Annotated in this window: 16 protein-coding genes; 10 read left to right on the plus strand and 6 right to left on the minus strand. The window is 63.3% G+C overall.

What is annotated here, in order from left to right; translation table 11 throughout:
• Positions 1–21 precede the first annotated feature (21 nt).
• Together BMZ79_RS23490 and BMZ79_RS23495 are read right to left on the minus strand one after the other, a co-directional pair.
• Positions 22–1,320 (minus strand): response regulator, encoded by a 1,299-nt coding sequence (locus tag BMZ79_RS23490; protein WP_090644674.1) that lies wholly within the window; start codon positions 1,318–1,320, stop codon positions 22–24.
• Positions 1,321–1,534: 214 nt separating this feature from the next.
• Positions 1,535–3,343, minus strand: a complete 1,809-nt coding sequence (locus BMZ79_RS23495) for a cache domain-containing sensor histidine kinase (protein ID WP_090644677.1) — start codon at positions 3,341–3,343, stop codon at positions 1,535–1,537.
• Positions 3,344–3,613: 270 nt separating this feature from the next.
• Between BMZ79_RS23495 and BMZ79_RS23500 the strand changes: the two genes are divergently transcribed.
• Entirely contained in the window at positions 3,614–4,594 is a 981-nt protein-coding gene (locus BMZ79_RS23500; RefSeq protein WP_090644679.1) for an aldo/keto reductase, read from the plus strand.
• Positions 4,595–4,880: 286 nt separating this feature from the next.
• Here BMZ79_RS23500 and BMZ79_RS23505 read toward each other — a convergent pair whose 3' ends face one another.
• Complete coding sequence (locus tag BMZ79_RS23505; RefSeq protein WP_090644682.1) at positions 4,881–5,810, minus strand: manganese-dependent inorganic pyrophosphatase; 930 nt, start codon at positions 5,808–5,810, stop codon at positions 4,881–4,883.
• 202 nt (positions 5,811–6,012) lie between these two features.
• Between BMZ79_RS23505 and BMZ79_RS23510 the strand changes: the two genes are divergently transcribed.
• From BMZ79_RS23510 to BMZ79_RS23540, 7 genes are all read left to right on the plus strand, one after another.
• Positions 6,013–6,861, plus strand: a complete 849-nt coding sequence (locus tag BMZ79_RS23510; protein WP_090644685.1) for a helix-turn-helix domain-containing protein — start codon at positions 6,013–6,015, stop codon at positions 6,859–6,861.
• A gap of 130 nt (positions 6,862–6,991) precedes the next feature.
• The gene (locus tag BMZ79_RS23515; RefSeq protein WP_177222293.1) at positions 6,992–7,801 is read left to right on the plus strand and encodes a phytanoyl-CoA dioxygenase family protein; all 810 of its coding nucleotides are present in this window, start codon (positions 6,992–6,994) and stop codon (positions 7,799–7,801) included.
• A 60-nt stretch (positions 7,802–7,861) separates the two neighbouring features.
• Positions 7,862–8,164 (plus strand): Dabb family protein, encoded by a 303-nt coding sequence (locus tag BMZ79_RS23520; RefSeq protein WP_256253055.1) that lies wholly within the window; start codon positions 7,862–7,864, stop codon positions 8,162–8,164.
• 243 nt (positions 8,165–8,407) lie between these two features.
• Positions 8,408–9,397 (plus strand): lipoate--protein ligase, encoded by a 990-nt coding sequence (locus BMZ79_RS23525; protein ID WP_090644693.1) that lies wholly within the window; start codon positions 8,408–8,410, stop codon positions 9,395–9,397.
• Positions 9,398–9,455: 58 nt separating this feature from the next.
• Entirely contained in the window at positions 9,456–9,683 is a 228-nt protein-coding gene (locus BMZ79_RS23530; protein WP_090644696.1) for a hypothetical protein, read from the plus strand.
• 227 nt (positions 9,684–9,910) lie between these two features.
• Complete coding sequence (locus BMZ79_RS23535) at positions 9,911–11,512, plus strand: MDR family MFS transporter (protein ID WP_371263779.1); 1,602 nt, start codon at positions 9,911–9,913, stop codon at positions 11,510–11,512.
• A gap of 6 nt (positions 11,513–11,518) precedes the next feature.
• The gene (locus BMZ79_RS23540; RefSeq protein ID WP_090644701.1) at positions 11,519–12,157 is read left to right on the plus strand and encodes a PadR family transcriptional regulator; all 639 of its coding nucleotides are present in this window, start codon (positions 11,519–11,521) and stop codon (positions 12,155–12,157) included.
• Positions 12,158–12,787: 630 nt separating this feature from the next.
• Here BMZ79_RS23540 and BMZ79_RS23545 read toward each other — a convergent pair.
• The 3 genes from BMZ79_RS23545 to BMZ79_RS23555 all read right to left on the minus strand — a co-directional run bounded on the left by BMZ79_RS23545 (position 12,788) and on the right by BMZ79_RS23555 (position 16,032).
• Positions 12,788–14,113, minus strand: coding sequence for an ABC transporter substrate-binding protein (locus BMZ79_RS23545; RefSeq protein WP_090644704.1), 1,326 nt, complete (start codon positions 14,111–14,113; stop codon positions 12,788–12,790).
• Between the two features lie 190 nt (positions 14,114–14,303).
• Positions 14,304–15,137 carry a carbohydrate ABC transporter permease gene (locus BMZ79_RS23550; RefSeq protein ID WP_090644706.1) on the minus strand — a complete coding sequence of 278 codons (834 nt, stop codon included), beginning with the start codon at positions 15,135–15,137 and terminating at the stop codon, positions 14,304–14,306.
• Between the two features lies 1 nt (position 15,138).
• Complete coding sequence (locus BMZ79_RS23555; RefSeq protein WP_090644709.1) at positions 15,139–16,032, minus strand: carbohydrate ABC transporter permease; 894 nt, start codon at positions 16,030–16,032, stop codon at positions 15,139–15,141.
• 166 nt (positions 16,033–16,198) lie between these two features.
• Here BMZ79_RS23555 and BMZ79_RS23560 point away from each other — a divergent pair, with 166 nt between their 5' ends.
• Positions 16,199–18,040: a sensor histidine kinase gene (locus BMZ79_RS23560; protein ID WP_090644712.1), complete on the plus strand. Its 1,842-nt coding sequence runs from the start codon at positions 16,199–16,201 to the stop codon at positions 18,038–18,040.
• A complete protein-coding gene (locus BMZ79_RS23565) occupies positions 18,037–19,668 on the plus strand; it encodes a response regulator (RefSeq protein WP_090644715.1) in 1,632 nt (543 codons plus the stop codon). Before BMZ79_RS23560 ends, BMZ79_RS23565 begins: the two co-directional genes overlap by 4 nt.
• Positions 19,669–20,068: the final 400 nt, after the last annotated feature.

The following is a 20,068-nucleotide window of genomic DNA, read 5'->3' on the forward strand; positions in this document are numbered from 1 at the left end:
CTCTCTTCGGTTACTTCTCCTTCACTTCTTTAGTTCCGTCGGGCTGACGCCGTACACTTTTTTGAAGATTTTGCTGAAATGCTCCGGCGATTCATAGCCCACGCGCTCCGCGATCTCGTACCGGCGCAGGTCGGTGCGAAGAATCAGGCGGCGGCTCTCCTCCATCCGCAGTTTGATGACGTACTCCCACAAGTTATGCCCCGTGTTCTTCTTGAACAGGTAGCTGAGGTAATTCGGGCTGACGTGGTTCTTCTGCGCCACCTCGTGCAGCGTCAGCCCCTTCTGCGCGTAATGCTCGTCGATGTACGCCTTGGCCTTCTCCACGATCAGGTTGTTGCGCGCGGCCATCTCTTCCTCGGACGGTTCCTGTCCTTGCGCATAGCGGGCCCAGCTGAAGTCGCCGTAGTAGAACACGCCGAGCTCCCGGTGCTCCTCGTTCCACCGGACCGCCTTGGCCGCCTGCGCGCCGAGCTCGCCGAGGAACGCCGCGCCGCGCAGAATCTGGCTGATGCCGACGACGCACGGGACGCGCAAATACTTGGCGATGTTCGCGTGCAGGCTGCGGCCGAGCATGTCGAGCTGGTCGATCTTGTTCGTGCCGTTCTCCTCGTACCGCGCGTCGCTCCACTGGACGATGACCGCCACCGCGTCGTCCCCGTCGTAGAACGCGACCGGCCGCCATTCCTGGTCGAGCAGCTCCATGGCGACGTTCAGCGCGGCGTACTGCAGCAGCTCGGACGCGGCGCCCAGCCGCACGCGGAAGACGGCATAGTACGGCCCGGACAGCTCCGTGCCGAAGCGCGCTTGCAGCCGCTCGGCCGTCTCGGCCGCCGACGCGGGCTCCGCCAGCAGCCGGTTCAACAGCGCGGTCCGCTCCGGCGTCGGCTGCTCGAGCCGGAACTGCTCGCGGAAGCCGGCGAGCGTCTCGTCCTGGGGCGGCACCGCCTTGTTGACGCCGAGCAGCACGTTGCGGACCGCGTCCAGGAACTGCTCGCCGTTCAGCGGCTTGATCAGGTAGTCCTTCGCGCCGAGCCGGATGGCGAGCTGGGCGTACTGGAACGTCTCGTGCGCGGAGATGACGATCGCCTGCAGCCACGGCTTGATCATCTTGGCCTGGTGCATGAGCTGAATGCCGCTCATCTCGCCCATCTGGATGTCCGTGATCAGCAGGTCGATGTCCTCCATGCGCAGGTAGTCCATCGCCTCGTAACCGTTATGCGCCGTGAACAGCTGCGAGATCGCGAGCCCGGACGAGGCGAGCAGGCTGCACAGCCCTTTGCAGATGAGCGGTTCGTCGTCGACGACCAGCACGTTGTACATGGTGAATGCCCCCTCTTAAAAATCGAACGCAACAGCGAACCGCTCCAGGCGTCATTTGATCTTCCGATCGCTGTTGCGGCCCGAATATTTTGAATCAACGATCTATCGGTTTTATTCGGGCTGTGATTGGTTTGCGTCTAAGCGCAGCATTCATCTGGCGCTTCTCCAGATTCAAGTGCCGCCTTCCGCTCGCGTTACGTTCCATGAGTCTGCCTTATCCCTCCTGCCGCGGCTCGCGGACCGTCCGCGGCAGGAGGATGATCGCGGCCGTGCCGCCTTCCTCGCGCTTCTCGTAGCGGATGCCGTAGCGCGGGCCGAAATGCAGCCGGATCCGCTGGTGCAGGTTCCGGATGCCGTAGCCGATGGACGGGTCGCCCTTCTCTTCGTTCAGCAGGCGGTGGAGGGCGTCAAAGTCGACCTTCTTGTAGCCGTTGTCCTCGACGCGGATCTCGACGCTCTCGCCGTCCGCGAGCCGCGCCGCGATGCGGATCTCCCCGTCCTCGCCCATGCGGCGCACGCCGTGGATGATGGCGTTCTCGATGAGCGGCTGCAGCGTGATTTTCGGAATGAGGTTGTCGTGCAGCTCCTCCGGCACCCGCCAGACGACGGCGAACCCGTACTCGTACCGCATCGTCTGCAGACTGACGTACGCCCGGGCATGCTCCGTCTCCTCCGCCAGCGCGATCAGCTCGCGGCCGCGGCTCAGGCTGATCTTCATCAGCTTCGACAGCTCCTTGATCATCTCGGCCGATTCCGAGTTGCCTTCGAGCGAGCTCTTCCAATAGATGCTCTCGAGCGTGTTGTAGAGCAGATGCGGGTTGATCTGCTGGTAGAGCAGCTGCAGCTGCGCTTCCTTCTCCTTGATCTCGCTCTGGTATTTGTAATGGATCAGCACGTTCAGCCGCCGCGCCATGTCGTACAAGGACGAGATCAGCTGGCCGACCTCGTCCTTGCGTCCTTTGCCCGGCGTCTCCGGCACGCGCCGCCCCGGCTCGAAGCCGCGCACGAAATGCGCGAGCCGCGTAAGCGGATTCATGAGCGACTGCCAAAAATAAAGCATGACGATGATGCCGAACAGGACGTAGACGACCGAGATGAGCTGGATGACGCGCTTCAGCTCGTTTTGCTGCTGCAGCAGCGAGTCGACCGGGATTTTATACACCAGCTTCTGCCGGAGCAGCCGGTTGTCGTTGATGACGTAGATGAATGCCGGGGTGATGAGGTTGATCATGCCGTCCTTGCCGGCCATCAGCGCCGCGGCCTCCGGCGGCAGCCGCAGCGCCGAGCCGATGGCGCCCGAGGCGGTCGCGGCAAGCACCCGGTTCGCGCTGTCCGTGAAGTAAATCTGTCCGTCCGGGAGCGAGACGCTCTGCAGGGACTCCTGGATTTTCTTATCCATCTTCGCGGCCACCAGCACGCCGATGACGCCGTAGTCGCTGATGTTCGACACGGCGCGGATGTACGCCAGCGTCGTCTGCGCGGAGAAGCCGACGTTCGTGCGGATCAGCTTCATGTACCCTTCGCCCTTCTTGGCCACCGCTTCGTCGAACCAAGCCGGCTTGTCGCGGTCCTGGAAGAAATAGACGCCGGTCTGGGTCATCGGCAGCTTCGGCGCGAACGAATAGTAGTTGCGCGGATCGTAGACGTAGAGGCTATAATAGACCGCCTCCCCGCCGTTCACCGCGATGGAGTAGCCCGCGATCAGCTTGTCGAGCTTGGCGTACTCCTGCACCCGTTCGAAGACGGTATCCTTGTCGCTCGGAATGAGCTGCTGCGTGAGCGGGTTCTGGATGATCGTCGTCGTGATCTTCGCGACCGTGTCTATGTCCCGGTTCAAGAGCGCGATGTTCTGCTTGTTCAGCTCCGCGTACGCGTTCGTCACGTGGTTCTTCAGAATCTGCTCCGCCTTCGAGCTGCCGTACCACTGCAGGAGCAGAATCGGGCTCACCATGACGATGAAGAGCAAAATGATCTGTTGCATGACGTTCATCCGCGTCAGCGGATTGGTCGGGAAGCGTGCCATGTCCCCAGTCTCTCCTTTTGCCCCGTACGGCTACGATAGCAGAAACGCCGGCCGCCTGCCTATGGCTATTCTTATCGCAGCGAGGCGCGCTTCTACCGGGTTTGCGGCGGCGGATGCCCGCGGAGGGACGGCCGCGGTGCGCTATACTCGGCCTCAGTAGGTATACCGCGGCTCATTACCTAACCCTATTTTCAGTACTTTTCATTCGCCGCGCCCTGCAACATAATGGGCAAGAGCTGTTGAATCCAAGATACCACAACGGAGGACCCTATGACGACGAAACCGATTCCGCTGCAAACCCGCGGCATTCCCGCCAGCCAGCTCGTGCTCGGCTGCATGCGCCTCGGCGGCGACTGGAACGCCCAATCGGCGATTACCGCCGAGCACTACCGGCAAGGCCGCGAGGCGCTCGACGCCGCGCTCGAGATCGGCATCAACATGTTCGACCATGCGGACATTTACGCCGCCGGCAAGGCGGAGCGCGTCTTCGGCCAGGTGCTGAAGGAACGCCCGTCGATGCGCGGCGAGATCATCCTGCAATCCAAATGCGGCATCCGCTTCGCGGACGAGGAAGGCCCGCACCGGTTCGACTTCACGGAAGGGCATATCGTGCGCAGCGTCGACGGCATCCTGGAGCGGCTGGGCACGGAGTACCTGGACATCCTGCTGCTGCACCGTCCGGATCCGCTCGTCGATCCCGAAGAAACGGCGCGCGCGATCCAGCGGCTGAAGGCGTCGGGCAAGGTGCGCCATTTCGGCGTCTCCAACATGAGCCAAGGCCAGATCCGCCTGCTGGCCGCGTACAGCGGCGAACCGTTCATCGTCAACCAGCTGGAGATGAGCCTGCGCAAGCACGGCTTCCTCGACACCGCCATCAGCGTCAACCAGGAGACGGCGCGCGACAACGTGTTCCCGGAAGGCTCGATGGAGTACATGCGGCTCGAGAACATCCAGCTGCAATCGTGGGGACCGCTCGCGCAGGGCATCTACTCCGGCCGTTCGCTCGAAGGGCAGAGCGAGTCAGTCGCCGCGACCGCGAAGCTCGTCGCCGAGCTCGCCGAGCGGCTGGACACGACGACGGAAGCCGTCGTGCTCGCGTGGCTCATGACGCACCCGGCCGGCATCCAGCCGGTCATCGGCACGGTCAATCCCGAGCGGATCCGCGCCTGCAAGGACGCGGCGACGCTGCGCCTTGCCCGCGAGGACTGGTACCGGCTGTACACGGCCGCGCTGGGACGGAACCTGCCTTAACGCGGCGGCGCGGCCCGAAGCCGCGGCACGCGCCGGACACCCGGAGGCTCGCCATGGTCAACCTCGCGTTGACCGGGCGGCCCCGGGTGTTTGCCGCTTCCGGGCGCCTGGGACCGGAGGCCGTTTGCCCGCGTCGGCCGGCATTCGCCCGTCCCGGTCCCCCCCGACGCACAATACGCCCGATACGCCCGATACGCCCGATACGCCCGATACGCCCGAAAACGACAAAGCGCCCCGCCGGCCATCGGCCGTGCGGGGCGCCTCGGGATACGCGGGGCGTATCGGCTTATTTGCCGAGCGTTTCGGTCAGCACCGGAACGATTTGCGATTTGCGGGAGACGACGCCTTTCAGCACCGCTTTGTTGGCGTCCAGCTTCACGCCGTACGCCGCTTCGACCGCGCTTGCCTTGCTGCCGAGCGCCAGGGCGACGGAATCGTTGTTCAGGATGTCCGTCACGACGAACACGAACAGGTCGAGGCCTTTGTCCGCGATGATTTGGTTCAGCGCCGCTTCCACTTCCGCTTGGCGCGAGAGCACGTCGTTCACGTCGACCGCGTTCACTTGCGCGATCTCGACCTTGCTGCCGCCCATGGAGAATTCCTTGGCGTCGAGGGAGATCAGCTGCGCGATCGTCTTCTGGCTCAGGTCCGCGCCGGCCTTCAGCATGTCGAGGCCGTAGACGTCCGCGTCCACGCCCGCGATGGCCGCGAGCTCGCGCGCCGCCGCCACGTCTTCCGGCGTGCAGGTCGGCGATTTGAACAGCAGGGAATCGGATACGATGGCGGAAAGCATCAGGCCCGCGACGTTCGGCTCGATCGCGATGCCGTTTTCTTTGTACAGCTTGTTCAGGATCGTCGCCGTGCAGCCGACCGGCTCGCAGCGGTAATACAGCGGGTGGGCCGTCTCGAAGTTCGCGATGCGGTGGTGGTCGATGACTTCGACGACGCGCACCTTCTCGATGTCGCTCGCGCTTTGCTGGCGTTCGTTATGGTCAACCAGAATGACGGTTTCCGCTTCGTTCGCGACGGTCTCGACCAGACGCGGCGCGGCCGCTTGGAACTTGTCCAGCGCGAATTGCGTCTCGCCGTTCACGTCGCCGAGGCGAACCGCTTCCACGTCCTGGCCGAGCTTCGTCTTGAGGTCCGCGTAGGCGATAGCCGAGCAGATCGTGTCCGTATCCGGGTTTTTGTGTCCGAAAATCAATGTTTTAGCCATGTGAATACTCCTTATACAGATATTTTGGGCTTCCTATCGGGTATTATACCGTTAAATGTCCTCAATGCCTATTCCTATACGGGGAAATCCGCAAAAATCCCCCTCCGGTTCCCCTTGAAATCCATCGTTCGGCCCACGCCGCGGACGCGCTATACTATATATTGAAGAGAGACAAGCGAAGCCAGCGAAAGGAACCGTTCCGATGGAAACCTTCCAACATGTCAACACGCCCGGCGAGTTCGCCCGCAACCGGCTGCTCTACGGCCTGATCGGCGGCCGCGACGCGCCGAAGGGGGCGTTCCTCTATACGCGGGACTATTACCCCGCCTACGAAATCATGCTCGTCACGAAGGGCCAGGGCGCGTTCAAGCACGCCAACCGGTGGATCGACGTCGTCGAAGGGGACTGCGTCCTGCACGACATGCGCCTGCCGCATGCCTACCGCACGGAGGACCAAGATCCGTTCGAGATGGATTATCTCGTGTTCGACGGCGCGGACATGGAGCATTACTGGCCGAAGCTGTTCGGCGGCGCGTCGTGCGTCGTCCTGCAGGCGCTGCCGCGCGCGAATCCCGCGCAGCGCCTGCTCGCGGAGCTGATCGGCGCGATGGCGGACGACGCCGCGTCCGAGCTGGCCCAGTCCGTTCTCCTCTACGAGCTGCTGCTCGAAGTCTGCCGCCTGAAGCAGGAGCTCGGCGCGTCGCCGCAAGCCGGCCACGGCGCGGAACCCGAAGCGCTGAAGCGGGCGAAGGCCCATATCGACGCGCATTATCTGGACGTGGAGGACGTCGCGGAGCTGGCGTCCGTCGCGGCGCTCAGCCTGTATCATTTCATCCGCCAGTTCAAGAAGCAGTACGGCGTGACGCCGAAGGAATACGTGCTGCTGAAGCGGGTCCGCCATGCCAAGCGGCTCCTCGCCAACACCTCGCTGTCCGTCGGCGAAACGGGCCAGCGGAGCGGCTTCTCCAGCTACAACGCGTTCCTGCACGCCTTCCTGCGGATCGAGAAGGCGTCGCCCCGGGATTTCCGCAAGAGCCTGCGGCGCTCCTGAGCGCCGTTTCCGCCTTCCGCAAAGACCGCAATTTATGGTGGGTATTCGGCAATCGCGTTTCTTTTCTTGCCCTCGCCTTCGTCGTACACTGGAATCAAATCAAGCATTCCGCTACGGGAGGGCATGGACGATGACTTTGCACGGATTGACCGAAGAACAGCAATCGATGTGGGAACGAGACGGGTATCTGGTCGTGGAGAATTTTTTGGGCCGCGAGGAGACGGACGCGTACAACGCCGAGGTCGACGCGGCGTTCGCGCGGTTCGAAGCCTCGGGCGCCGAAAATCCGGCGACGGGCGCGCTGAACTACGTGCGGCAGATCTGCGGCATTATCGAGCACGGCGAGCCGTTCGCGGAGCTGATGGAGCATCCGCGCATGATGCGGATCCTGCGGGATCTGCTCGGCGATTCCTTCGTCATGATCGACAACGAGGCGATGCTGAAGCCGCCGGGCAAGCTGGCGCATACGTCGTGGCACCGCGATTCCTCCACGCAGATCGTCATGAACGGGAAGCCGGTGCCGTTCATGGTGAAGGTGTTCTATTTTCTCTCCGACGTGCCGTACGACGGCGGCTGCCTCGCGTTCCTGCCGGGCAGCAACCGGATGCGCAACGACGAGCTGCCGGCGGCGGAGAAGCCCGAGGACATGCCCGGCCACGCCCGGATGAACGTCAAGGCCGGCACCGCCGTCATCTTCAACGCGTACACGTACCATTCGGCGCTCAGCAACGTCTCGGACGTCACCCGGCGCTCGCTCATCTACAACTACGCCCAGTCCTGTCTGCGCACGTGGCCGGGCTACGAGCCGTCCGAGGCGCTGAAGGCCGCGGCGGCGACGAACATGCGCAAAATGCTGCTCGGGGTCACGCCGTGGGTCAACGATCCGAAGGCGTTCGAGGACGAAGACGCTTCGGCCGTCGGCAAAACGGCGATGGGATGATATAATGCTCTTCGTAGACGGCCCGCGCGGCCGATTCCAGTAGAGGAGCGTGCCCTGCCCATGTACGAGCATATCGTCATCTTCAAATTCAACGCCGCGATCACCCCGGAACGCGAATCGGAGCTGCTGGCCAAGCTGCTGGCGTTCAAAGGCCGGATCCCCGGCATCGTCGACATCTCGGCCGGCTTGAACGTCACGGAGGAGACGGACAATATCCGCGGCTATTCCCTCGGCCTGCGCGTCACGTTCGAGAGCCTGGAAGCGCTTCGCGCCTACGGTCCGCATCCCGTGCACCAGGATTTCGTGCAGGGGCTCGGCGGCGTGCTCGACAACGTCGTCGTCGTGGATTATCCGATTCGGTGAGCGGAGCGATCCGGCATCGGCGGCTTTACTAAAAATTGACGCTTCGCAGGAACAGCCCGGCGGCCCCGCCGGGCTGTTCCTGTTTGCTTCGCGGCGGTATAATAGAAGCGTGAAGCTTGTCCGCATCCGCAGATACGGACGCCGGCCGCTCGCGGGCGGCGCATCTCGCATCGTTCGCGCCCGGCCGATTCATACGACGCATCCCAAGCCCCAACCTACCCGGACCCCATTGGAGGAACGACCATGCTCTTCATCGACAACGGCGACCGCCACGATCCGTCCTGGAATCTGGCCCTCGAGGAATACGCGCTGCGCAACCTCGCGGGCGAGCAGGACTTTTTGCTTTTCTACATTAATGAGCCGTCCATCATCATCGGCAAGAACCAGAACACCGCCGAGGAAGTGAACGCCGATTACGTCGAACAAAACGGCATCCACGTCGTCCGCCGTCTCTCCGGCGGCGGCGCCGTCTACCACGATCTCGGCAATCTGAATTTCAGCTTCATCACCAAGGACGACGGCAAGTCGTTCCACAATTTCCGCAAATTCACGGAGCCGGTCGTGGAGGCGCTGCGCAAGCTCGGCGTCGACGCGGAGCTGTCGGGCCGCAACGACCTGCAGGTCGGCGAGCGCAAAATCTCCGGCAACGCGCAGTTCGCCTCCAAAGGCGTCATGTTCAGCCACGGCACGCTGCTGTTCGATTCCGAGGTGGACGCGATCGTCTCGGCGCTGAACGTCAACCCCGCGAAGTTCGAATCCAAGGCGACCAAGTCCGTCCGCAGCCGCGTCGCCAACATCGCGGAATTTCTGAAGACGCCGATGACGATGGCGGAATTCCGCGCGTTCATCCTGGCGTCGATCTTCGGGAGCGAATCCGCCGTGCCCGAATACAAGCTGACGGAAGCCGATCTGGCCGGCGTGCGCAAGCTGGCCGACGAGCGGTACCGCAGCTGGGACTGGAACTACGGCCGTTCGCCGAAGTTCAACGTGCGCCAGACGAAACGGCTGTCCGCGGGCACGTACGACGTGCGGCTGTTCGTGGAAGCCGGCGTCATCGCCGAGGCGTCGGTCTACGGCGACTTCTTCGGCACGGGCGAGGTGTCCGACGTGACGGACAAGCTGGCCGGCGTCAAGTACGAGCCATCCGCCGTCGCGGAGGCGCTGAAGGACGTGGATTTGACCGTCTACTTCGGTCCGGTGGACCGCCCGGAATGGTTGTCGCTGCTGTTTTGATCGGACCCGCCGCCGCGCGGGAGAACGGAAAACACGACGAACGAGGAGTGGAAAGACGATGAGCCGACCCGAAAACATTACCTCCTTCAAAGCGCTGCAGCTGTGGAAAGCGATCCCGCAATCGTACCGGGACAAGCTGGTGCGCAACGTCTTCTGCGGCAATTGCGGCGGCGCGGTCGAGATCGTGGATTACAGCATCCGCGAAGAGAAATACGCCCTGCTGCTGACCGGCAAATGCCGGACCTGCGGCAAACCGGTCGCCCGCGTCGTCGAGAACGAGAGCTGATCCGGAACCGAACGGCGGATGACAATGGCGTCCCGTCCCCGCCGACGATCTTCAAAAGCCCGGTCCCCTGCTTCGGCAGGCTGGCCGGGCTTTTTCGTGCGCGGCGGCTCGGAGGAACGCCGCGAAACGAGCCGTTTCCGCGTTTACGTAAATTTAGGTTGATAACCACTCAAATTTGAGTATAATGACTACAGGGTAATCAAATTTGAGTAGGTTATACGAAAGGAATGAATCATTTGGACGCAAATCGCAGCAACGTCAAGCTCGTCATCGCGGGCTTGCTGCTCGGCTTGTTCATCACGGCGCTCGACCAGACGATCGTCTCGACCGCCATGGGCACCATCATCAAGCAGCTCGGAGGTCTCGACAAATTCATCTGGGTCTACTCCGCGTACATGATCGCGATGGTCGTTTCGACGCCGATTTTCGGCAAGCTGTCCGATATGTGCGGACGGAAAACGTTTTTCCTGACCGGTCTTATTCTGTTCATGCTGGGCTCCGTTCTATGCGGCACGGCGCAGAACATGGAGCAGCTCATCATCTACCGCGCCATCCAGGGCATCGGCGGCGGCGCGCTCATGCCGATCGTCTTCACGATCATTTTCGACCTGTTCCCGGCCGAGAAGCGCGGCAAAATGATGGGCCTCTTCGGCGCCGTCTTCGGCATCTCGAGCGTGTTCGGCCCGATCCTGGGCGGCGTCATCACCGACAACATCAGCTGGCGCTGGATTTTCTACATCAACGTGCCGCTCGGCATCCTGTCGCTGCTGTTTATCCTGAACGCGTACCACGAGAACAAAAACACGCGCAAGCAGGCGATCGACTGGCTCGGCGCGGTCATGCTGACGGCGTTCGTCCTGTTCCTCATGTTCGGCCTCGAGCTCGGCGGCACGGACGGCTGGGCATGGAGCGCCGCCAAGACGATCCTGCTCTTCGTTGCGTCCGGCGTCTTCCTGATCGCGTTCCTGTTCGTCGAATTGAAGGTGAAGGACCCGATCATCAAGCTCGACCTGTTCAAGAACAAAATCGTCACCAGCAGCATGGCGATCAGCCTGCTCTACGGCGGCGTCATGATCGCGACCGCGTCGTACATCCCGCTCTTCATTCAGGGCGTCTTCCATAAGACGGCCACGCAGACGAGCACGGTCATGATTCCGATGATGCTCGGCGTCGTCGCGAGCAGCCAGATCGGCGGCCGCGTCGTCAACAAATTCCGCTACCGCGACGTCATGCTGGTATCCGCGCTGACGCTCATCGTCGGCACGGCGCTGCTCGGCTTCGCCATGGATACGTCCTCGAGCCGGCTCGTCATCTCGCTCTTCATGATCGTCGTCGGCCTCGGGATCGGCGTCTCGTTCTCGCTGCTCAACATCTCGACGCTGAACGCCGTGCCGCCGCAGTACAAGGGCACGTCCTCGTCGCTCATCACGTTCTTCCGGACGATCGGCTCCGCGCTCGGCATCGCCGTGTTCGGCGCGATCCAGAAGTCCGCGTTCCAAGCGAACATCGCCGACACGCCGAACCTGAACCCGCAGCTGGCGGAGCAGATCAAGGGCGGCCAGGCGCTGCTCGACCCGGACGTGCAGCGGCAGATGGGGCTGCCGGCCGATATCGCGAACAAGCTGCTGAACGAATTCGCGCATTCCGTCATTTCGATCTTCCAATGGTCGGTCATCCTGCCGGCCGCGGCGATCGTCTTCGTGCTCCTGATGGGCCGCGCGCGTCTCGAAGTGAACCGTTCCGGCGGCGCGCCGGGCGCGCCGGTCAAGCCGGGCGCGCAGACGGGCGGCGAGGCCGGCAAGCCGGAACCGTCGTATCACGGGGGATAAACCGCCATGTCCATGAGGCTCATGATTTTGGGGCTGCTTATGGAGCATGATCGGCATCCTTACGAGATCCGGCAGACCATCAAGCTGCGCAACTGGAACGAAAGCTTCAAGCTGCGGGACGGCTCGCTCTATTACGCGGTCGACCAGCTCCGGCAGGACGGCCTTATCGAGGCGGCGGAGGTCGTCGCGGTACCCGGCGAGAACCGGCCCGACAAAACGATTTACCGCATCACGGACAAGGGCCGCGATGCGTTCTACCTGCTGCTGAACGAGCAGTTCAAGCTGACGTCGTACCCGCAGCACCCGCTGTTCCTGGCCATGCCGTTCGTCCGGCACGGCCACCCGGGCACGATCGAGGAGCTCGTCGTCAAGCAGCTGGAGGCGTGCGAAGCCCGCATCGCCCGGATGAAGGCGATCCTGGAGCTGAAGGGCGACATCATCCCCCGCGGCTCCTCGCTCATGATCGAAGGCTTCATCCAATTCGGCGAAACCGAGAAAGCGTGGCTCGAACGGCTGCTCGCGGAAACCCGCTCCGGCAAGCTGTTCGAGACGCGGCAGATGACGCCCGAGCAGATCGAAGCGTACGTCGCCGGGTTAAAGGAATTCGAGAAGCGTTATCCTCCGGCTCCGCCATCGGAGGACTAGAGGTTAGGAAAGCCGCCCGTTATGGGCGGTCTTTTTTTGTTTTGGGCGCGGCGAGGGTGACGCTAGCGCAGTGCGCGGCGCGGCGGGATGCTGGCGCGGCTCGCAGCGGCGGGCCGGAATTCGCCGCAAACGGGAGACCAGCGCCGCTGCGGGAAGTCCTGCTCCGCGGCGCATAACGCCGAATCGCGAACGAAGACACGGGCTATTGGAGCAACCGGGGAATGGGAACGGATGAATCATCCTGCAGCGTACAGTTTCGATGGTTTCTCGGCCAAGAGCGGCTCTGGTGTCCGCCAAATGACGAATAAGCGCGATATTGGCCCAATAACGGCTCCCGTGTCCGCATACGGCGGCAACCGATGAATTCGGCACGCTCGCCTCTCCCTTGCCGCCGCTCTCCTTACGCGCGCTCTCCGTCTCGCCCGCCGCCCCTACTCCCGCTACGCCGCAGCTTCCGCTCGCCGCCCCCGAAGCGCCCAATCTTGCGCCAGCCATCCCGCCTTGCCCGCCTCCGCCGCAACCAACCCAAAAAAGCCGCCCGACCCGGCCAACGGCCGGATCAAGCGGCTTTTCCTCCACGCAAACCAACGCGGCGACCCGCAGGTTGCCGCGTCTGCGCCAAGCGCAAGCTTACTTCTTCACGATATCGGCCACGGACTTGTCCAGCCGGTCGAGCAGCTCGTCGGCCTTGATCCGTTTGCCCATGTAATCCTGCATCGCCGCGCCGAACTGCTGCGTCACGCCGTCCGGGAAGCGGTCCCACTGCCAGCCCTTCACTTGGTCCGGATGCGCTTCGGAGAACGCCGCGAAGTCGGCGCCGATCTTGCCGATGGCCGCAGGGTCGGCCGGGATGCTCGTGATCGACGGGATGAACTTGAAGTCCGTCGCGACGAACTTCTTGCCCGTCTCGGACGTCGCCATCCAGTTCAGGAACGCTTTCGCTTCTTCCGGGTGCGCGGACTTGTTGTTCACGACCCAGTTGCTCGGCACGCCCGTGAACACCTCCGGCTTGCCGTCGGCCGTCGGCACCGGCATCATGCCGAGGTTGAGGTCCGGATTCACTTCGTCCACCATGCCTTGGATCCAGTTGCCGTGCTGGATCATCGCGTACTTGCCGGCCGCGAATTCCGCCACCTGCGTGTTGTAGTCGGTCGTCAGCGCCGCTTTCTGGCCGTTCGCGAACATGATGTCCACGAGGCGGATCCAATCCTTCGTGTGCTGGTCGCCCTTGTACGTCTTCGTGCCCGCTTTGACCGCGTCGATGAACGCCGCCGGATCGGCTTGCGTCGCGTTCGCGATGTTCAGCGTATGAATGCCGAGCGACCACCATTCGTTCGTCAGCGCGAACGGCGTGATCCCGGCGTCCTTCAGCTTCTTGCAGTCCGCTTCGAGCTCGTCCAGCGTCTGCGGCAGCTCCGTGATGCCCGCCTTCGCGAACAGGTCCTTGTTGTACGTGATGCCGTACGCCTCGAGGTTCATCGGCATCCCGAGCAGCTTGCCGTCGCGGGTGATTTGGGCGCGGGACGCTTCCACCAGGTCCTTGGCCCACGGCTCGTTCGACAGATCGACCGCGCGGTCCGCGTACGGATCGAAGCCGGACCAGCCGGACGACGTGAGGATCTCGGGCTCCTCGCCCGCCGCGAGCTCCGCCTTCAGCAGCGCGCTGTAATCCTCGCCGCCGCCGTGCGTTTCGACCTCGACCTTCACGCCGGTTTCTTTCTCGTATTCTTCCGCCATTTGGGCCAGCGCATTCGAGATTTCGACCTTGAATTGGAATACCTTGATCGTGACTTTCTCGCCCGGCTTGTTTGTATCTGCCGCCGCGTTCGTGCCTGCCGCGTTGCCGGCATCGGCCGTGCCGCCGCCCGCCGCGTTGTTGGTGTTGCCCCCGTTGTTGCTGGAACAGCCGCTTGCGATGAGAGCGGTTGCGAACGTAAGCGCAAGAATCTTTTTCATGGGTTACCTCCCAAAGGATTGTCGTTACATGGATGATTATAGGGCCCGTCCGCCGCCCCGAAACACCGAATAAATTGATCGCCGAGGTGTAAAATGTTGATGCGGCGGACGGTGTAAACTATTGATTTTGCCGCGAATCGGGAATTTTTATCCGGCTAACGGCCCGAATTTACGCTGCCTTTCGGTCGATTTACCCTTTGACCGAGCCGGCGGTAATGCCTTCGATGATATGCTTTTGCAGGAAAAGGAAGAAGATAATGACCGGCAGCGTGCTCAGCGTGAGCGATGCCATCGCCAGGTCCCACTTGCGCAAATACTGGCCGAAAAACTTCTGCACGGCGAGCGGGATCGTCGTGAACGCGTCGTTGACGACGAGCACCGGAAGCAGGTAGTCGTTCCAGATCCAGAGCACGTTCAGGATGACGACCGTGATCGCGATCGGCTTCAGCAGCGGGAACACGATTCTCCAGTATAGCCCGTACGGCGAGCAGCCGTCCACGACCGCGGCCTCCTCGACCTCGAGCGGCACGGACTTGATGAACCCGTGGAACAGGAAGACGGACAGCGAGATGCCGAAGCCCAGGTAGCACAGGACGATGCCGTACACGTGGCCGCGCAGCTCGAACAGCGACGTGACGCGCATGAGCGGCAGCATGACCGATTGGAACGGAATGATCATCGACGCGACGAATACCGTGAACAGCAGCTTGTTGAACGTCGTCGGCCGGCGCACGAGCCGGTAAGCCGTCATGCTCGCCACGATGACCAGCAGGCCGACGCTGAGCGCGGTGATGACGAAGGAATGCATGAACACGACGGGAAAATCGATCGCGGTCCACGCCTTCTTGAAGTTGCCGAGGCCCCAGCTCTGCGGCAGCGACGCCGCGTTCAGCAGGATGGCGCTCAGCTTCTTGAAGGCGTTCACGACGAGAAAATAAAACGGCGTCAGGAAGACGAGGCCGAGCAGGCAGCAGAGCAGCTCGAAGCCGAACAGCAGCGGCGTATATCTCGGTTTGGCGTCCATGTTAAGCCTCCACCTCTTTCTTCTTCGTGACCCAAACCTGGGTGACGGTGATGAGCGCGACGGCGAAGAAGAAGATCATCGCTTTGGCCGTGCCGAGGCCGTACCGGCTGTTGGTCAGCGCTTCGCGGTAGATGTTCAGCGCGATGGATTCCGACGCGTAGCCGGGACCGCCGCCCGTCAAGGACAGGTTCAGGTCGAACATCCGGAAGGCGTTGGACGTCGTCAGGAACAGGCAGATCGTGACGGCCGGCATGATCAGCGGAAGCGTCACGCCGCGGAACGTCTGCCACGCCGAGGCGCCGTCGATCCGCGCCGCTTCCGACAGGTCCTTCGGCACGCCGATGATGGCGGCGATGTAGATGATCATCATGTAGCCGGAGGTCTGCCAGACGAAGACGCCGACGATGCCCCAGAAGGCCGTCGCGGGCGTGCCGAGCCACGGCAGGTTGAACAGATGCCAGCCCGTCGCCTCGCCGATCGCCGCGAAGCCGCGGGTGTAGATGAAATACCAGATGTACCCGAGCAGCAGGCCGCCGATGACGTTCGGCAGGAAGAAGACGACCCGCAGGACGCTGCGGCCCTTCAGCGGGCGCGTCAGCAGGAGGCCGAGCGCCAGCGCCAGCGCGTTCGTGATGGCGACGGCGGCGACGGTGAACTTGGCCGTGAACCCGAAGGCCGTCCAGAACCGCGGATCGTCCGAGAAGATGCGCTTCAGATTGGCGAAGCCCGTCCATTTGGCATGATTCAGGTCAAGCCCGTTCCACTCCGTAAACGTATAATAAAAGCCCATGAAAAACGGCACGGCGACGATAATCAGAAAAACGAGCAGGCCCGGCCCGACGAATACCGTCTGCTGCAGCCACTCGCTTAATTTGATTCCCCTTCTAGTGTGCACGCGGATGTCCCCTCTCTTTCGGTCATGTACCCCAGTATAGCGGCCGGGCGATATCCCCTTCGACGGAAGATCGTGAACTGGAAAGTGGAATATATTGACCTCGAGGTTCCGTTTAGCGTATGGTTATACCTACCGAATTCGCCCGAAAAGGAGGGGCTCCCGCGCCTTGTCCGTCCGCAGCCTGTTCCGCGCCGCCACGATCCGCAAGAAAATGATGCTGCTCTTCCTGACCGCCACCATCGTGCCGATCGCCGCGTCCATCGCGATCTCCTACCACGAGACGCGCTCGTCGATCACCCGGGAAGCCATCTCGAAGAACAACCGCCTGCTGGCGCTCGGCAGCGCGAACATCATCAACTACATGAACAACATCAACCAGAAGTCGCTCGCGGTCTACAACTCCATGAACGTGCCGCGCTCGCTGTACTACCTGCTCGAGCACAACCTGGAGGACGAGTCGTTCCCGAACGGCATCAGCGACGTCATCGAGAACCGCAACCTGCTCAAGGATCACCTGTACAACATCTACCAGAGCATGCGGGAATTTTATAAAATCCGGCTGTACGTCGCGGCGCAGAACACGAGCTATCTGCTCTGGAACGACGACATCCGGGTCGGCCGTCACGCCCCCGGCACGATCGGGATGGCGCCGAAGACGTACATCGAGCCGACGCATCCGAGCACCAACTACGGCCTGCCGATCAAGTCGCCGGTACGGGAGGAGCCGGTGTTCTCGCTCCACCGCCCGATCTTCCTCGCCCCGAGCGACAAGCAGCTCGCGGAGTTGACGATCGACGTCAAGACCGGGGTGCTGAACGACCTGAACCGCCAGCTCTACGACGCCGGCAACGAGGAGCTCTACCTCGTCGACGGCGAGGGACGGCTCGTCCTCTCGTCGAAGCCGGACTTCGCGGGGAAGCGGCTGGATGACGGCTGGTTCCGCGAGGTGGCCGGCTCCGCGGCGGAGCAGGGGCATTTCAAGTGGGACAAGGGCGGCTTCGCCGGCATGATTTTCTTCCAGCAGGTGAAGACGCCGTTCATGGACTGGTACCTGATCAAGCAGACGCCGGACAGCCACCTGTACGCCGCGGCCAACCGGACCGCGCTCTTGAACATGTGGGTCGGCGCGGCGTTCCTCGCGGTCGCGGTGCTCGCGACGCTGGTCATCTCCATCCGCTTCACGAAGCCGCTGCTCGCCCTGATCGGCTACGTCAACCAGATCGACGCCGGCAACCTGAACGTCCGGATCGAGATCCAGAGCAAGGACGAGATCGGGCTGCTCGCCAAGCGGTTCCGCTCCATGATGCAGACGATCAACAACCTGATCCTGAAGGAATACCGGATGGAGATCGCCAACAAGACGATGCAGCTGCGGGCGCTGCAGGCGCAGGTCAATCCGCACTTCCTGTACAACGCCCTGCAGTCCGTCGGCACCGTCGCGCTGCAGCAAGGCAACAAGCAGGTGTACCGGCTCGTCGCCTCGCTCGGCAAAATGATGCGCTACCAGATGAACCTGTCCGGCGGCGACGTCGATCTGAGCCAGGAGCTGGACTACGTCCAAGCGTACCTCGACCTGCAGCAGGAGCGGTTCGACGCCTCGCTCGACGTCATTCTCATGATCGGCGAAGGGACGCGCGGCATCCGCATGCCGAAGATGATCCTGCAGCCGCTCGTGGAAAACTTCTTCAAGCACGGCTTCTCGCCGTCGGAGCGGCCGGCCCAGCTGATCATCGCGAGCTCGCTCGGCGAAGCGGGCGACCTCGCCGTCGTCGTCTCGGACAACGGCGCCGGCCTGACCGACGAGCGGCTCGCGGAGCTGAACGCGGCGCTGGCGCAGGACAACGACATGGCGGAATCGGACGCCGCGGGCATCGGGCTGCGCAACGTCCTCTCGCGGCTGCGGCTGTTCGCCGGCCCGGAGGCGTCGCTCAGCATCCGCCGGCTCGTGCCGCACGGCTTTTCCGTTACGCTGCACATTCCGCACGCACAGGAGGAACGACCATCATGAAAGCGTTAATCGTCGACGACGAGCGGCATGTCCGCGAAGCGGTCAAGCTGCTCGTCGGCTGGCAGGACTACGGCATCGACGCGGTGCTGGAAGCCGAGAACGGCCAGGCGGCCATCGAGCTCGCCGAGCGGGAGCGGCCCGCGCTCGTGTTCACGGACATGATGATGCCGGTGCTCGGCGGGGACAAGCTGATGGCCTGGCTGGCCGAACGCGCCCCCGAGAGCAAAGTCATCGTCATCAGCGGGCACGACAATTTCGAATACGTCCGCACCGCCGTCAAGTACGGCGGCCTGGATTATATCCTGAAGCCGATCGACCCCGATCAGCTGAACCAGGCCGTGGCCCGGGCCGTGGAGAGCTGGCGCGCCGAGGAATCGGCCCGCACCCGCACCCGCGGCGCCGACATGGAGCTGAACCAGCTGAAGCCGCTGTACGCGGAGCAGCTGTTCGGCGCGCTGCTGAAGGGCACGGGCCCGGCGCAGGAATTCGCCGAGCTGCTGCGGCGCGGCGGCGGCGGCGCGCAGCCGCTCGAAACCGTCCGCGTCGCGGTGCTGGAGCTCGACTCCGCGCCGGCGCTCGCGGCCAAGTTCGGCGCCGACGGCCGCGACCTGCTCGCCTTCGCCGTCGCCAACATCGGCAGCGAGCTGCTCGGCGGCCGAGGCTGCGGCCAGGCGTTCCGGCACAGCGTCGGCGCGCACCAGGAAATCGCGCTGCTGTTCTGGGACCGGCTGGACGAAGTCCCCGCCCTGCTCGTGGAATACAACGACGCCCTGCAGCAGGCGTTCAAGGCGCGCTTCGCTTTCGGGGTCGGCCAGCCGGAGCCGTTCCCGCACGGCTTGACCGCGTCGTACCGGCAGGCGCGGACGATGCTGCTGCAGCGCAACCTGCTGCAGCGGGGCAAGCACGTGCACTGCCTCGGCGATTTCGCGGCCGCGCCGGGGCCCGCCGAGCCGCCGCTGTTCTTCGGCGCCTTCGAGGAGAAGGTCCGGTTCGCCGTGCAGAGCGGCAGCCAAGACGGCATCCGCAAGGCGCTGCGGCCGTGGTTCGACGCGCTCGACGCGCGAACGCGGATCACGCCGGAGAACCTGCTGCTGTGGCGGCAGGAATTCCGGCTCGCGGCCGCGATCTGGGAGGGCAGCGCGCCGGCCGCCGACGCGGCCAACCCGTACGCGGAAGCGGACCGGGAGGCGATTCCGGCGGACGCCGGCGGCGGGTTCGACTATGCCGCCTGGAAGGAATCGTTCGCGCAGGAAGCGCTCGCGGCGGCCAAGCGGCTGAAGGCGGGCCCCGAGAAGGGCAGCACGATCCGCGACATCGCCGCGCATATCGAGCGGTTCGCGCACGAGGACCTCACGCTGCAGAGCATCTCGGACAAGTTTCATTTGAGCCGCGAGTACATCTCCCGAAAGTTCAAGCAGGAGCTGAACCAGAACGTCTCGGACTACATCACGTCGTGCCGGATCAACCGCGCCAAGGCGCTGCTCGCCAGCCCGCATCTCAAGATCACGCAGATCGCCGAGATGGCCGGGTTTCAGGACGAGAAATATTTCAGTAAGGTGTTCAAGAAATGGACCGGCCAGACCCCGAGCGAATACCGGAAACGGCTGTACGACGTCGACGCGAAGTGACCGCGATCGGCCGGGGAGCCGGGGGAAGACGGCCGCGGGAAGACGGCCGCCGGGACCGATCGCGGCCGGTTGCCGCGGCGGGCCGAACGCGGCGCGAAGAAGCGAGGCGTTCGCAGCCGCCGGCCATGGCGCGGACTGCAGGGCGGAACGCTTATCGTTCCGTTCTTTTCCGCGCCGCTTTCGTTGCCTCGGCGCGTTTCCTCATGCCTCGATTCCGTTCTGTCCCGGCCTCAGCGTCGCCCCCTCCCCGCTCTCCCCGCTCTCCCCGCTCTCCCCGCTTCCTCCCTGCTCCCGCATCCTCATCGGCAGCATTCGTAACTTTTGCAACATTTTCCCAACCGTTTGCGTTATGCTAACAAGTAGGCGCCAGCCTGCCCGTTCGATTATCGCGCAAGGGGTG

Source organism: Paenibacillus sp. UNC496MF (assembly GCF_900113915.1).
Lineage (GTDB): Bacteria > Bacillota > Bacilli > Paenibacillales > Paenibacillaceae > Paenibacillus_Z > Paenibacillus_Z artemisiicola.